The sequence below is a fragment of the Psychroserpens sp. genome, assembly GCF_036960315.1.
In the GTDB taxonomy this organism is placed as follows: Bacteria; Bacteroidota; Bacteroidia; order Flavobacteriales; family Flavobacteriaceae; genus Psychroserpens.
Genome location: NZ_JBALVR010000009.1, coordinates 118698 through 133440 on the forward strand (window position 1 = coordinate 118698; position 14743 = coordinate 133440).

At 32.0% G+C, this 14743-nt stretch carries 13 protein-coding genes; 3 read left to right on the forward strand and 10 right to left on the reverse strand.

Translation table 11 applies throughout. The annotated features are described in order from the left end of the window. Positions 1-173: 173 nt before the first annotated feature. Positions 174-2483 carry a transglycosylase domain-containing protein gene (locus V7719_RS14805; protein ID WP_335730712.1) on the forward strand — a complete coding sequence of 770 codons (2310 nt, stop codon included), beginning with the start codon at positions 174-176 and terminating at the stop codon, positions 2481-2483. Positions 2484-2500: 17 nt separating this feature from the next. On the opposite strand, the gene V7719_RS14810 is transcribed toward V7719_RS14805, so the two are convergent. Together V7719_RS14810 and glgA are read right to left on the reverse strand one after the other, a co-directional pair. Then, positions 2501-3766, reverse strand: a complete 1266-nt coding sequence (locus V7719_RS14810; protein ID WP_335730713.1) for a glucose-1-phosphate adenylyltransferase — start codon at positions 3764-3766, stop codon at positions 2501-2503. A gap of 3 nt (positions 3767-3769) precedes the next feature. Next, complete coding sequence (gene glgA / locus V7719_RS14815; RefSeq protein WP_335730714.1) at positions 3770-4975, reverse strand: glycogen synthase; 1206 nt, start codon at positions 4973-4975, stop codon at positions 3770-3772. A 506-nt stretch (positions 4976-5481) separates the two neighbouring features. Here glgA and V7719_RS14820 point away from each other — a divergent pair. Next, positions 5482-6252, forward strand: coding sequence for a hypothetical protein (locus V7719_RS14820; RefSeq protein WP_335730715.1), 771 nt, complete (start codon positions 5482-5484; stop codon positions 6250-6252). 180 nt (positions 6253-6432) lie between these two features. Here the strand turns inward: V7719_RS14820 and V7719_RS14825 are convergent, their stop codons facing one another. The 8 genes from V7719_RS14825 to V7719_RS14860 all read right to left on the reverse strand — a co-directional run bounded on the left by V7719_RS14825 (position 6433) and on the right by V7719_RS14860 (position 14090). After that, on the reverse strand, positions 6433-7125 hold the full coding sequence (locus tag V7719_RS14825; RefSeq protein WP_335730716.1) for a hypothetical protein: 693 nt from the start codon (positions 7123-7125) through the stop codon (positions 6433-6435). A 47-nt stretch (positions 7126-7172) separates the two neighbouring features. Beyond that, positions 7173-7997: a class I SAM-dependent methyltransferase gene (locus V7719_RS14830; protein WP_335730717.1), complete on the reverse strand. Its 825-nt coding sequence runs from the start codon at positions 7995-7997 to the stop codon at positions 7173-7175. Between the two features lie 7 nt (positions 7998-8004). Continuing rightward, positions 8005-9147 (reverse strand): NmrA family NAD(P)-binding protein, encoded by a 1143-nt coding sequence (locus tag V7719_RS14835; protein ID WP_335730718.1) that lies wholly within the window; start codon positions 9145-9147, stop codon positions 8005-8007. Between the two features lie 231 nt (positions 9148-9378). Continuing rightward, positions 9379-10263: an NmrA family NAD(P)-binding protein gene (locus V7719_RS14840; RefSeq protein ID WP_335730719.1), complete on the reverse strand. Its 885-nt coding sequence runs from the start codon at positions 10261-10263 to the stop codon at positions 9379-9381. A 46-nt stretch (positions 10264-10309) separates the two neighbouring features. Continuing rightward, on the reverse strand, positions 10310-11092 hold the full coding sequence (locus V7719_RS14845; RefSeq protein WP_335730720.1) for a CPBP family intramembrane glutamic endopeptidase: 783 nt from the start codon (positions 11090-11092) through the stop codon (positions 10310-10312). A 123-nt stretch (positions 11093-11215) separates the two neighbouring features. After that, a complete protein-coding gene (locus tag V7719_RS14850) occupies positions 11216-12061 on the reverse strand; it encodes a helix-turn-helix transcriptional regulator (protein ID WP_335730721.1) in 846 nt (281 codons plus the stop codon). A gap of 155 nt (positions 12062-12216) precedes the next feature. Further along, complete coding sequence (locus V7719_RS14855) at positions 12217-12981, reverse strand: LytR/AlgR family response regulator transcription factor (protein WP_335730722.1); 765 nt, start codon at positions 12979-12981, stop codon at positions 12217-12219. A gap of 2 nt (positions 12982-12983) precedes the next feature. Continuing rightward, entirely contained in the window at positions 12984-14090 is a 1107-nt protein-coding gene (locus tag V7719_RS14860) for a sensor histidine kinase (protein WP_335730723.1), read from the reverse strand. Positions 14091-14178: 88 nt separating this feature from the next. Here V7719_RS14860 and V7719_RS14865 point away from each other — a divergent pair, with 88 nt between their 5' ends. Continuing rightward, entirely contained in the window at positions 14179-14667 is a 489-nt protein-coding gene (locus V7719_RS14865; protein ID WP_335730724.1) for a hypothetical protein, read from the forward strand. Positions 14668-14743 lie beyond the last annotated feature (76 nt).

Below are 14743 nucleotides of genomic sequence, written 5' to 3' on the forward strand. Positions count from 1 at the left end.
TTTATCAGAATTTGTTTGTGGCTTGTTGTCATCCATCTTTAAGTGATAAAAAAGTTAAGTTTAAATATAAGTTAAAAAAATTAAGTGTTCTATGCTAAACTTTTTAATATATAAAACATCGATTCCATTATTTCGTTCGTATATAAAACACGACCATCTATTAAATCCTATTTATGAAATTCAATATAAAGTCAGTCTGGCTGAAACGTCTATTTAAAGCCTCATTGCTTGCTTTGTCATTGTTACTACTATTTTGGTTTTCGGTGTATGTCGGACTTTGGGGAAAGCTACCTTCCGAAGACGATTTAAAAGATATCCAACAGGCTGAAGCCTCTTTATTATTAGATTCTGAAAGTGAACTACTCGGTAAATATTTTATTTTTGACAGACAAATTTTACAGTATGAAGATCTTCCGAAGCATTTAGTAGATGCATTGGTAGCTACTGAAGATTCACGTTTTTACGAACATAGTGGCGTCGATTACAGAAGTTTATTTCGCGTATTTTTCAAATCTATATTGATGCAAGATAATTCTGCTGGAGGCGGAAGTACTATTAGTCAGCAGTTGGTTAAAAACATATACGGAAGGGAAGATTATGGTTGGTTTTCTATGCCTGTGAATAAAGTCAAGGAGATGATTGTAGCCAAGCGTTTTGAAGCTATCTATTCAAAACAAGACATCATTGCACTTTACCTAAACACGGTTCCTTTTAGTGAGAATGTCTTCGGAATAGAAAGTGCTTCTCAACGATTTTTCAATACTGAAACAAGACACCTTAATTTGGCTCAATCTGCAACTTTGGTAGGTACCTTAAAAGCAACTCATGGTTTTAATCCAAGACTATTTCCAGAACGAAGCCAATTGAGACGAGATGTCGTATTGCAACAAATGGAAAAGAATGGTTATATCGATGCCAAAACAAGAACAACAACAAGTGAAATTCCATTAGAGACTAATTATAGAAAATTTGATCACAATGATGGTGTTGCTCCATACTTTAGAGAAAAAATAAGATTGGAAGTAAGGACTTTGTTAGATAGTTTAAATAAAGTGAATGATGTGTCCTACGATTTGTATACAGATGGATTAAAAATTCATACCACTATCGATATCGATATGCAGCGTTATGCTGAAACGGCTATGCAACAGCATATGAAATCGTTACAGTCGCAATTTGAAAATGCTTACGGTAAAAATGCACCTTGGTTAAAAAATAAATCCTTAATTGATAATCGCATTAAAGATTTGAAGTTATACAAAGCTTTAAAAAAGAAAAAATGGAGTAACCAACAGATTATAGATAGTTTGAGTACTAAACGAACATTGAGTTTATTCTCTTGGGAAGGCGATGTCGTAAAAGAGGTGTCTATAATTGATAGTTTAAAACATACCATGAAGTTTTTAAATGCTGGATTTGTTGCTGTAGATCCTAAATCTGGGGCCATAAAAGCTTACGTTGGAGGTGTTGATTTTGAACATTTCAAATATGATCATGTTGCTGTCTCAAAACGTCAAGTTGGTTCTACATTCAAACCGATAGTTTATACTGCAGCTTTAGAGAATGGTATTGAACCGTGTTCCTATTATCCCGTTAAAGAAATCACCTATACGAATCAAAAGGGATGGACACCCACAAATGGAGGCGTAAAAGAAACCGATAGACATCTTAATTATTCAATCGAAAAAGCGATTAGCGAATCGGTGAATACTATTGCTGTAAAAGTGTTGGAAGATGTTGGTATTGGTACTGTTATCGAACAAGCGCAAAAAATGGGGATTACGACAGCATTGCCAAAAGTGCCTTCTTTAGCTTTAGGTACAGCTGAATTGTCGATGCTCGAACTTATTCAAGCATATACTAGTTTTGCTAATGAAGGTCGTGTTTCAAAGCCGTTTTACATTACAAAAATTACTGATAAAACGGGTAAGGTTATTTATGAAAGTCTGAAAGCAAAAGCAAGACCTGAAGCCTTTTCAAAAGATACGAGACAAGCCATGATTGAAATGATGAAATCTACTATCAATTCTGGTACAGCAATACGCATACGTTCGCGTTACGGACTTCAAAATGATTTAGCCGGAAAAACTGGAACTACGCAAAATAACAAGGACGGCTGGTTTTTAGGCATTAGTCCGAAATTAGTGATGTTATCCTGGGTTGGTAACGATGACCATCGCATTGGTTTTAGCAATACTTCTATTGGTCAAGGTGCGAATTCGGCATTGCCAATTGCGGCGTTGTTTTTAAAGCAAATGAATCAAGATCAGCAATTTAATTCGATTACGACTGCTAAATTTGAGACCCCTTCCGAAGACGTCATAAAATCATTAGCGTGTGAAGCCGAAAAGCGAGATGGCTTTTTAAAGCGTATCTTCAAAAAAGACCTAAAAAAGCGTGAATTCGATACACCTTCCGAAGAACAAGAAACCAAAAAGAAAAAAGGCTTGTTTGGGTTTTTGAAGAAGAAGAAAAAGAATTAATAAAGGATTTGTAATTCTTAAATCACAAATCCCTTTGGAATAGTCACTCCTTTTTTAATTACCACAATTCCGTCTTTTACGCAATACGTATCCGTTTCTGTATCTTCTAAATGTTTTCCTCCATTGATACGAACATCATCAGCAATTCTACAGTTTTTATCGATGATGGTGTTTTTGATAAAGCAACGTTCGCCAATGCCTAGAAGTACTTTGATTTTGTTCTTTTCAATTTCTTGAAGTGTTTCATAATGATCTGTTCCCATCATATAAGTGTTAATCACTGTAGACTCTTTGCCAATTCTTGAACGGATTCCAATAACTGATTTTTCAATTTTTGCAGCACTAATAATGCAACCTTCTGCTATCACAGATTTTACGACTGTGGTACCAGCAATTTTAGTGGTTGGGAGCATTCTAGCCCTAGTGTAAATTCGTTTTTTCTTATCGTATAAATCGAATTGAGGAATGTCTTCAGTGAGTCCAATATTGGCTTCGAAAAAGGAGTCGATATTTCCAATATCTGTCCAATAGCCTTCATATTGATAGCTCATAACTTTGTGTTCAGTGATGCTTTGTGGAATAATTTCTTTTCCGAAGTCATTCGTGTCTGGGTTTTCCATCAATTTAGTAAGTAAATCTTTATTGAAAATATAAATACCCATAGAGGCAAGATAATGCCTGCCTTGATCTTTCATTTCGTCACTCACTTCAGAAGTCCAATCAGGAAGTAATTTTGTTTCAGGTTTTTCTATAAATGACGTGATTTCGTTATTATCGTTTGACTTCAAAATTCCAAATGCCGGAGCGTCTTTAGCATTTACTGGTATGGTTGCAATAGATATTTCGGCATTACTTTCTTCGTGTGCTCTAATCATTTTCTGGTAATCCATTTGGTATAATTGATCACCGGAAAGAATCAAGAAATACTTAAAATCATGACTTAAGAAATGATGCATACTTTGGCGTACAGCATCAGCAGTGCCTTGAAACCATGTTTTGTTGCCTGGAGTTTGTTCAGCAGCCAAGACGTCTACAAAAGCAGCACTGAAAAAACTAAAGTGATAAGTGTTTTTTATATGGCGATTTAATGATGCAGAATTAAATTGTGTCAATACAAACATTCTTTTAATTTCTGAGTTGATACAATTCGAAATAGGAATATCGACCAACCTGTATTTTCCGGCAATTGGAACTGCTGGTTTTGAACGTTCGGCTGTTAAAGGATATAGTCTTGAGCCCTGTCCTCCACCTAAAATTATTGCTAAAGCATCATTATTTATCATATGTTATTTTATTACGGATTGGTATAATTCTTTTACTTGAATGGCAATGGCTTTCCAATCAAAATGATCTTCAACACGTTGACGTCCTTTTTTTGCCATTGAATTCCTTAAAGCTAAGTTACTAATTAATTGATTAACACCATCGGCTAAATCTTTAGAAAATTTCTCAGGATTTACAGGTTCAAAAGGCGCTTCTTGTTGTTGCTCTACAGGAATGAGTAAGCCAGTTTCATTATGAACAACAACCTCTTTAATGCCTCCAACAGCACTTGCAACTACTGCGGTGTCACACGCCATAGCTTCTATATTAATAATGCCAAAAGGTTCATAAATTGACGGACAGCAAAATACATCAGCATGAGAATAAAACTGAATGATGTCTTTTTTGTTTAACATTTCAGAAATCCAAATAACGTTGTCCCTATCTTTTTGTATGTCTGCAACACACTCTTGCATTTCCTTTTCTATTTCTTTTGTGTCAGGAGCACCAGCACATAAGACAACTTGAGTGTCTTTATCGATATGTTTTATGGCATTAATTAAATGGATGATTCCTTTTTGCCGTGTTATTCTACCAACAAAAAGAACGTAAGGTTTTGATAGGTCTACTTGATATTGTTCTAGCGCAGAAGTATCAGAAGTGACTTTATATTCATCCAGATTAATACCGTTGTAGATGACTTTGATTTTATCTTCTTGTACATCAAAATAATTCAGGACATCTGTTTTAGTTTCTTCGGAAACGGCAATAATAGCATCTGCCATTTCTATAGCCGTTTTCTCTATCCATGACGACGCATCATAGCCTTTACCTAGCTGTTCTCTTTTCCATGGTCTAAGCGGTTCTAATGAATGCGTTGTCACCACCAAAGGAGTTCCATAGCAAAGCTTAGAAAGAATACCTGCAAATTGGGCGTACCATGTATGACAATGTACAACATCGGCATCAAAAGCTCCTGTGTTCATTCTAATACAGGTTTCCATGAATTTGAAAATAGGTTTTAAATTCTCTTTGGTATTTGATAAATCAAGAACCTCAGACGAAAAGCCTTTAACGCTTAGATGTTCTGAATTGACATCTTGATCTCCAACACATCTAACTTCAACGTCCATTAAGTTTGCTAATTCGCTAGCTAAATATTCTACATGAACTCCTGCACCTCCGTAAACATAGGGTGGGAATTCTCTAGTGTAAAAAACGACTTTCATATTTGGTGAGTTTAGTTATTTCAAAGTTCGTAATAATTGAAGGAATATTATCTAGTTTATATTAAAATATAGACTAAAGTGATTGATATTTATTAGTTTATCAATAGCGAGGTTATTTTTATGAGAAGTTTCTAAAGTTTTCTATTGAAATTCTATAGTTTTTACGCCATTATGTTATGAACTAAAAAAACCATCTATTTTGGAGCCGATTTATTCTAATTAAATAATTTGGTCATCTTCACTAAATCTGGAGTAACCCTGGTAATTTTTTTTATGTTTACTCTAGAACGATTCATAACTTAGTTTGCCAAGTTCTATTTTAGCGGTTTTTCCTGTTAAAATTTGTTAAGTGCTTAATTATTAATTACTTTTATACACCTTCAAGTCTGATCTTTCATCTTAAATGTGAGCATGTTGCTCCATTTATTATAGGCTATTTCAATTTTTTACTTTAACGCACTTCTATGAATTAAAGTGCACAACTAACCAAACAAAATCAATTAATTATGTTGACAAAAACAATGGCATCAGTACTGATGCTCACAATGGTATTTGCGTTTTCTACTACTGTAAATGCTCAAGAATCTGAAGATTACAATATGTGGGAGGACATGATGTTTACACCAGATTACACACAATTAAAGACCTTGGGTACAAACATGCGAAAACACAATGAAACGTATCATAAGGAAGGTCCTTATAACGCAATGGTTTACAATATTACAACAGGACCAAATGCAGGTAAAATGATTTGGCAAATGGGGTCTATGATGTTCAAACACAATGATACACGTCCAAGTGATGGTGGTCATGATGAAGACTGGCGTGATAATGTAATGCCATATATTAAAAAGATACATACTGTAGAGTACTGGTCTGAAGATGCTAAAAAATCAAATGTAAGTATGTTAGCTGGTGAAGAAGTTACGCATCCAATTTTATTTATCAGGTATTTTGAAATTGAAGAAGGTCATGGCTATACAATGAATAATCACTTTAAGCAAGTCAGTGAAACTCTTAAATCTATGGAAGGAGATAATCCTTGGGGTTTATATTACAATGATTTTTTACAAGGTGATTTAGGTCGTCATGTGGCCACAGTTAGTTTTTATAAAAATTGGGCCGAATTTGATAAAGATGGACCAAGTTTTAAAGATGCCTATGAAAAGTTATATGGTGAAAATTCGTGGGATACTTTTCTAGATACAAGAGATGATACATTTAGTAACCGATGGGATGAGGTTTGGGAGTATAATAAAAACCTAAGTGGCGATTAATCCTATATATATCAAATTAAAAAACCGCTCTATATGAGCGGTTTTTTTTGTGGATTCAACGGGACAAAAGGCGAACTTTTTTATTGAGGATTTGAATGACAATAATAATTTATGACTGTTTACAAAGGTGTCTACTTGTACAGTTACATTCGGTTTTATTAGATGCCATGATACATATTATTATATAGAGGTTTCACTTCTCGGTCTGTTTAATATTACAAAACCGGCGATATTAGATATTAATACAAGAGGAACTATAATTGCTGGTAAAAGGAGAAAAGGAAACTTGTAGATTGCCACATTTGGTTGTTCAAAAGCAATCTGCTGAAATACTGTAGGTGTAGACAGCAAAGCATGTATTACAATATTGCCTAAAAGAATAATAGACATAACATGCCAAATCCATAATAGCGTTTTTCTGATTTTATTTTTTCTAAACGCAATGAGTGTAAGCAGAGGTGCTGTAATTCCTGCAATAATATCAAAGTTACGTCCTTCAAAGGTTATTATTTCTGGGACATACATAGCTGTAAATAACCAAAAGAGTGTTAGTTCCACAGGAATACGTACTGCATGTAGGTACATGAGTTGTTTTAATTTTAAAGAACCTAACCATTTTTTTATTTTTGTTGAAAATATGGAAGATATTATAATCAGTACGATAGGAAATACTATCAGCATTAATCGTGGTGGAATTGTTTTGGTGTTTTCATAAAAGCCTGTAAAGGCAATTACACTATGAAGACTTCCCCATAAAATAATTCCTATAATAAGTTTTATATTTTTATTACTAGCATAATAGAACGTCGTTAATACAAAAAATAGAGCTATAAAAAAAGTAACATAAACATAAATCGGTAGATCTGATATCATGATATTTGAATGTATTTAGTTATATAAAATAAAGATTAATTAGCTAATTATTTCTTAATGAACACTCCCATTTCAACTTCACACTTTTCTTCAATTAAATTACGAAATAGATTTTTAAGCTTTATTGGTGTGTTCTCTCCCATTAAAAGTTTTGGGCTCAGTATAGGAATTCCTCCTTGAGACTGTGCATTTTTTAAAAACTTTTTAAACCAACTTATGGCCTCTTGTGTTAAATTCATTTTATTACCTAAAGAAAACCCAGTCGTATTAAATAATTGATCCAATTCAATACTAGAACAGGTGTAGCTTAAATTAACATTTTCCGCCCAAGGTAATGGATAGATTAATTCGTCATTAAAAGCACTTAATATATCAAAATAGGCAATCTTCCCTCCAGGTTTTAATACTCTTGAAATTTCCTTAAATAAGGTCTTTTTATCGGCAATGTTCATTTGTACATGTTGTGTCCAAACCACATCAAAAGTATTGGCGTCAAAAGGTAAATCTGTTGCATCTGCTTGTTCGAATGTTACATTATTTATACCTACTTTTTTAGATATTAATTTTGCTGTTTGCACATATTCGGCTGTAATATCAATTCCTGTGACATCAGCATTAAAGGTGTTAGCAATAAATCTGCTAGCACCTCCAATACCACATCCTAGATCCAAAACTTTCATTTCACTTTTTAGTTCAACTGCCTGAGCTAATAATTTAGTGCCTAGGTGACCCATAGTATGAAATTCATCCATTTCTGAAAAGTTTTCACGAGTAAGTTTATTAGTTTCCAAACCTGATCTTGACATTGCGTCTAAAATTTTAAAATAGAGGTTATCTTGCTTGTACTGTTTTTGGATATTTAATTTTTGCATGATCAGATTATTTGTTTGGTTGGTTTTCATGAGTTCTTAGCCATTCTTTATTTTCCTGTACATGGTTGAATCCATTTTTAAATTGAGGAAATTCTTGTTCTGCTTCGTATTTATCCAATTTTGGTAATTGCGTAAATAACATTGCAATAAAATTGCTTACTGCTTTTAACTTGTTTTTAAACGATTTTTTGGCTTCTGGCATATTTACCAGTGCTTTTCTGGCCATAGTTTCGAAATCTTCTGGATCATTTCCTGTAATGTCTTTTACTACTGTTGTTACTCCATTAACATCAAAAGCACCTTTATCTAATTCTTGTATGTAGTATTTTACATTGGCCATATCAAACATGGAGAACCCCATTTGCTTCATAGATTTTAACAACATATTTTCTGAGACCTCCATGACTTTTACTTTTCGTTTAAGAATTTTTCCAAAAACTTCGGCTATGTCCATAGGGGAAAGTGATTTTGGACCAGTTGGACGATACGTTTTTCCAGTATGTTTCGCTGGATCTTTTAATATATGTGCTATTACTTTGCCCGTATCTGAATCTGATGGGAAAGGATTTAAGCCTACTTGATTTGAAGTAGCTGATCCTTTTATTGTAGAAGGCATTAGACCTAATTGTGCAGCTGTTTCAATTGTGAAATAATTAATAAATTCAAATAGCCCTGGGCTCACAAACGTATAATTTACAGTTTTATGTAATTTAATGACTTCTTTAGATAACCAATGTTCTTTGGTGTTCATAGCTGGATGATCTTGTGTTCCTAGCCATTCTGTTATATAAACAACATGTTCTAGTTTTGCTTCTTCGGCTGCTGAAACAAAAGCTACTGTTTGAAATAAAGTGTTCTTTCCAAAAGGTGAACAGAAATACGCTCTTTGTACATCTCTAAGAGCTAATCGATAATCTCTAACATCGTTCATGTCGCCAATAAAGATTTCTGCACCTAATTCTTTTAGTTCTAGAGCGGTTTTACTTTTATGATTTCTAACCATGGCTCTCACGTCGAATCCAAGATTCAACAATTCTTTTGCAGCAGGAAACCCTGTGTGCCCATTCGCTGCAGTTACTAAAATTTTAGTTTTACTCACCTCATCCATATTTGTTTTAAGGTGTTCATGATTTTTTTTTGAAAAGTTCATTTTTTCTAATTTTAAGTTTATATTGTTTTGAATGATTATTTAATTTGAACTGAAATTATTTTCTTTAAATATTCATAGGTCAAAACTACTCTGTAATTAGATGCTTCAATTTCAATAAAAGCTCAATTGGTTGTGAAATTGGCTCAATTAAAACACCCTTCTATCATTACTTAATAATAGGAGGGTGTTTATACTTCAGAAGCTATATGCTCAAAAAAAAACTGCTATAGTTTAGTTTTTAAAATGACCAATGTTTTCTTCTATATATTGTTTGAATGTTCTAGGCTCATGCCCCGTGATATCTTTAACTATTGAGGTAGTACTATTGAATCGACCATCTGCTACTTGTTCATTAAATTTACTCAAATGTTTTTTCAAAAGTGAGTTAATTCTTGGATCCTTGTTAATAGATTCCATCCATACTTCTACTGTAATTGGTACATACTCCACGTCTTCATTTATTACTTCACTAATTTCTTTAGAAACTTCTGAATTAGAATGTGTAGTTCCAGAGGTAAGTGAATATTTTTTACCGATATGTTTTTTCTTATCTTCATCCACCAAAATTCCAGCAACTACCTCTCCTACATCTTCAGGGTGAACAATAGAAAACCTGGTATTGGTTTCTGGAAAATAAAATTTATTATGATCGGCTATTGTGGGTGCGGCAAACATTAAATAGCTCCAAGTAAATATGCTTGGATTTATATGCACCGCACCGATATTTGCCCAATCCATTATATGTTCAGCGATGGCGTGGTCTTGTGCTGATTCACTTGGTGAATGCAAAGTGGCTCCCATATGTGACATGGATACGACCATTTCTAGGTTCTCTTCTTGGGCTACTTTAGCAAAAAATCCTGTAGCTTTAGGTAAATAATCATCAAAAGGATAGCAAAAATAGGCTCTATCAATACCTTTTAAAGCTGGTCTTAACGAATTGATATCCAGAAAATCGGCTTGAATTATTTCCACGCCCATGTCTTCAAGTTTTTTACTGCGCGTGTCGATTGTTCTAACCATTGCTCTCACATTTACATCTTTGTCTAATAAATGTTTAATGGCATGTTGACTTGTTGTTCCGGTTGCACCGGTAATTAAAATGTTTTTCTTCATTTTATTAAAATTATTAAGTTTATATGTTTTTTTAATATGAGGTTTATTAAATATTATTACTTTTTTTCAACCAAAGTGTACGTTTGTTTATTTCAAGAGGAATACCTTTCCGTCTTTTATAAATGATTGTCGATACAATCACTAATACTACTGTAAGTGTTCTAATAACATTTGCATAAACCCCACCTAAAGCGTTGTCTCCTACAGAGAAGAATAGCCAGAATATGTTCATGAAGAAATGTAGAAATATTGGAATCCAGATATTATTTTTCCATTCTATATACAACCATGCAAAGAGCAATGCACCCACAAATGTCACAAGAAAAATGCCTAATAATTCTGAAAACTCCTGACTTTGATATAAATGGATAATTGCAAACAATAATGCACCGGCAATTACAGATGGTATGAATCCAAGTTTTGTATAGCGATATAATTGTCCAAAGAGAAATCCTCTAAAGTAAACTTCTTCAAAAAAGGCGGCTGCAATTCCAGAGAACAATATTTGATTTAAAGTTACTTCAGAATTAAAGCTGAATAATGATGCGTAACCAATTAGCATGGGTATAGTCCACAATAAAGGAATTAAAAAACCTTTTGAAATAGAACTATTGAGCCCTAGGCTTCCAAAGAAATTTTTAAAGCGATGGATTAATAAAGTTCCAATAATAAGAGGTGTTCCGAAAACCAAATATGAAATAATATGACTTATTCCTTTTTGGTTTATATATTGATTAATAAAGCTTCTAAAATCATTAAAGTACATGTCGTCTATTATAAAATAGCATGTAAAAATTAGTAATACCGATACAATAAATTTTGATTTCATTTTTTCTAATATTTAAGTTTTACAATATTTAGATTAATCTTCATTTTAAATATTGAATGATTACAATGCAAAACTATCTTATAAGAAGAGGATTGTATTTTAGAAAAAGCTCAATAATTTGTATTATTGGCTCAAACGAAATTGTGAAGGTGTCTGTTTGTATTTTGTTTTAAATGAACTTGAAAAGTGAGCTACGTCATTAAATAAGCAATCATAGGCAATAGAACTGATTGGGATGTTTGAAACGACCAATAGTTTTGCTGCCTTTTCCAAACGCTTGTTTTTAATATAATTTGCAGGACTATCGTCATATATTTTTTTAAATTCACGTTTAAATGAAGCTAGACTGTAGTTTGTTAACTCGGCAAGATTACTGGTAGAAATAGGTGAAAAAATATGTGATTCTATAATATCTTTAAAAGAGTATTCTCTAGGAGAAAATAAGTTATGCATTATCTCAATTATTGCCGGAGCATCTTCAGTATTGAGCAGCAATAGAATGATTTCTTTAAGTTTTAATATCATTAATTCTTCAGTGACTAGAGTAGGGTTTTCAAAATAAAAAATTAATCCTTCTATATACTTTTTAATTAATAAACTAGACTTAACTAGAGCCATATTGGAATGGAAAGGAATTTGTTTCTTAGATTTTAAAAAATCAGGCACATCATTTTCATATATCTTTTTTAATACTTCTGGATAAAAATGAATCGCTACAATACCCCCTTTTCCAGTTGTTTCATTTGGAATTACATCAAAAATGAAGTTTCCACATTTCATTAATACTGCTTCGTCTTTATTGTGATTAATATGTCCTTCTTCAGAATAATGATTGTTACTGCCTTCAAGGATATATAGAAAACATGCTTCATTATCAAGTTGATGTAAACTTTTAAATGGCGGTTTAACTACAGCGGTTTCGAAAATCATTTTTTCGAAAATATCAATGGTCTGATGCTTTAATATCATTTGATTAAATTACAAAATAAAATCAGTTAAGCAGACACAAAGTCTACTCTGTTTGATGTATTCCGATTAATCTTACAAACCGATAACAACACATTTGTGGCTGGTTGTCTTGAAACAATGAAGGCGTGGATTTTAAGATATGGGTTCTGAAATAATTATTTATTAGATGATAAATAGTGTGCTATTTGAGAGCTAAATGATCTTGAAGATGAAATTTCGATACCATTTTTTAATTTGAATTTGTAAACATTATTACTGATATAAATACAGTTCTCAATATAAAATTTGTTTAAAATTATTGATCTGTGGATTCTTAAAAATTGTGAAGGATCTAATCTATCGTGAATCAAATTCATTGTCTGTCTATGTAAATGAGACTTTTCACTTGTTATGATTTGAACATAATTACCATCACTTTTAAAGTAGATAACATCATCAACATTAATACTAAAGTCTCTTCCTTTTATAGATAACGGTATTTGGGTCAAAAACTGGTTAGATTCTTCTTCAATGTTTTGTAAGAGTTTCTTTATGTTTTCTTCTAATAGTGAAGCTTTACTTGTTTTTTTAATCTCTAAGATTCTTTCTATTGCAATAGCTAGGCGATCCTCATCAAATGGTTTTAATAAGTAATCTACGGCATTGATTTTAAATGCATTTAATGCATACGTATCATAAGCAGTTGTGAAAATGACATATGGTTTTTTTTGAAGTTTATCATAGACAGTAAACCCATCCATATCGGGCATTTGAATATCTAAAAAAATTAAATCAGGTTCTTTTATATTTACTTTTTCTAAGGCGTCTTTACCATTTTTGCATTCGCCAACGATGACAATAGATTCAAAGGGTTCTAAGAGTTTGAGCAAACGTTGTCTTGCTAAAAATTCATCATCTATAATAAGGCATCTTAATTTCATTGCTATTTAATAATTGGTAAAATCATTTTTGCTTTATACAGTTTTGGTGTTTCAAAATCAGAGTTAAACAAAAATTTGTTGTTATAAAACTGTGTAAGCCTTTTTTTAATATTTACTAAGCCAGTGCCCGTACCCAAAGGTTTTATGTAATTTCTTTGATTATTAAAGGTATTCGAAATTTGAAGGACTAAGGCGTCTTCGTTTAGTATTTTGTTATGTTCTAATTGAATGCTTATTCTAATTTCACCATCATCCACGGTAGGAATTATTCCATATTTAACAGCATTTTCAACCAATGGTTGAAATATCATATTTGGTATTTTTAAAAGCATAGCTTCTTCAGCAACACTATATGTTATAGTAACTCGATCTTGATATCGTACCTGTTCTAAATCTAAATAATCTTTTATGAAATGAAGTTCATCTTTAACAGTAACCATTTGTTCCGCATCGTATTCTAACAAGTTTCTTAGCAGAGCACCTAATTTACTCAGCATTTTTTGAGCATTCTTGGTATCTATATCTATCATAGCTGCTATAGAATGTAAGGTATTAAACAAGAAGTGAGGTTGTAGTTGCATACGTAATGCATTTAATTGTGATGCAATTAATGCTTTTTGATTTGCTATGAATTTCTTTTGATAATCAAATGCAAGAAAGACAGCGATAATAACCAAAAGCTCTATAAAACTTGAAAAGCTACCAATAACAAGACCAACCATACTGTTATGTCCCATAAAGGATTTTAGATACCCACTATTTATATAATTAATAATATCATCTAATCTAGATGCGATTAGTTGATGAACCAAGGCTAGAATTATACAGCCTAATAGAAACTGAAAAATTGTATAAAGTTTAGGTGAAACTGGATTTTGAATAATTTTAGTTAAAAAATAAACCAGAGGTGTTAAAATAACCCAAAGTAAATAAGTAATGCATATTTTTAGAGTAGTTAATAACCAACTAAAAGGATAATTATAGTCATTTATTAAATGATTTGTATAAGCTTTTAGTATAAAAAATAGGCTAATTAATAGACTCGCCAATAGTATCTTATTGACAGATATGGGTAAATTAGAGTAATATGAATGAATCTTTTTTAGCATTATAATTCAACTGAAGGTAATTTATTTTAAAGTTTTAATTCTAACATTTAATATCTTTATCTTCTATTTAAAATTTAAATTTTTCCTTATGAAATTAAATAATTATTATTTGTTTTTAGTTGTTGCGATTTTATTTTTGGGATGTAAGAACGATAAAACAGATTCAAATCAAACAGATTCAAATGTAATTGAGTCAAATATAACGGATACCAATTTAAAAGATATAAGCGAGTTGTCTTATATTGAGATTTATCGCGCTCTTTTTGTTGATAATAATGGTGGGTTTGATGCTCATGGTGATTTGTATGGTCAAGATGCTGTTTCATATTTGTCTATTTCAGAAGAATCTAGTTCTTGTGGAAACATAATGTATTTATCTAATACGTCTAAAGATAGTATAACATTGGCTTTAAAGTCAAGTTTCAATTTCCCTGGCAATCCAAACAAGGAAATGCTCAGGGCTTATCAATTACCACCAAGCGAAAAAATTTCTATTGGTAATTCTAAACTATGTTATAATGGTAAAGCATATAACATAAAAAAAGAGATTACTTCCGCAGGCTTTAACAGCAATTAAATTTATGCAAATCTATAAGGTTTGTATCCTTTAACAATGCGTCATGTGTTGTTTCGTTTCCTTTGTGATGAATGGT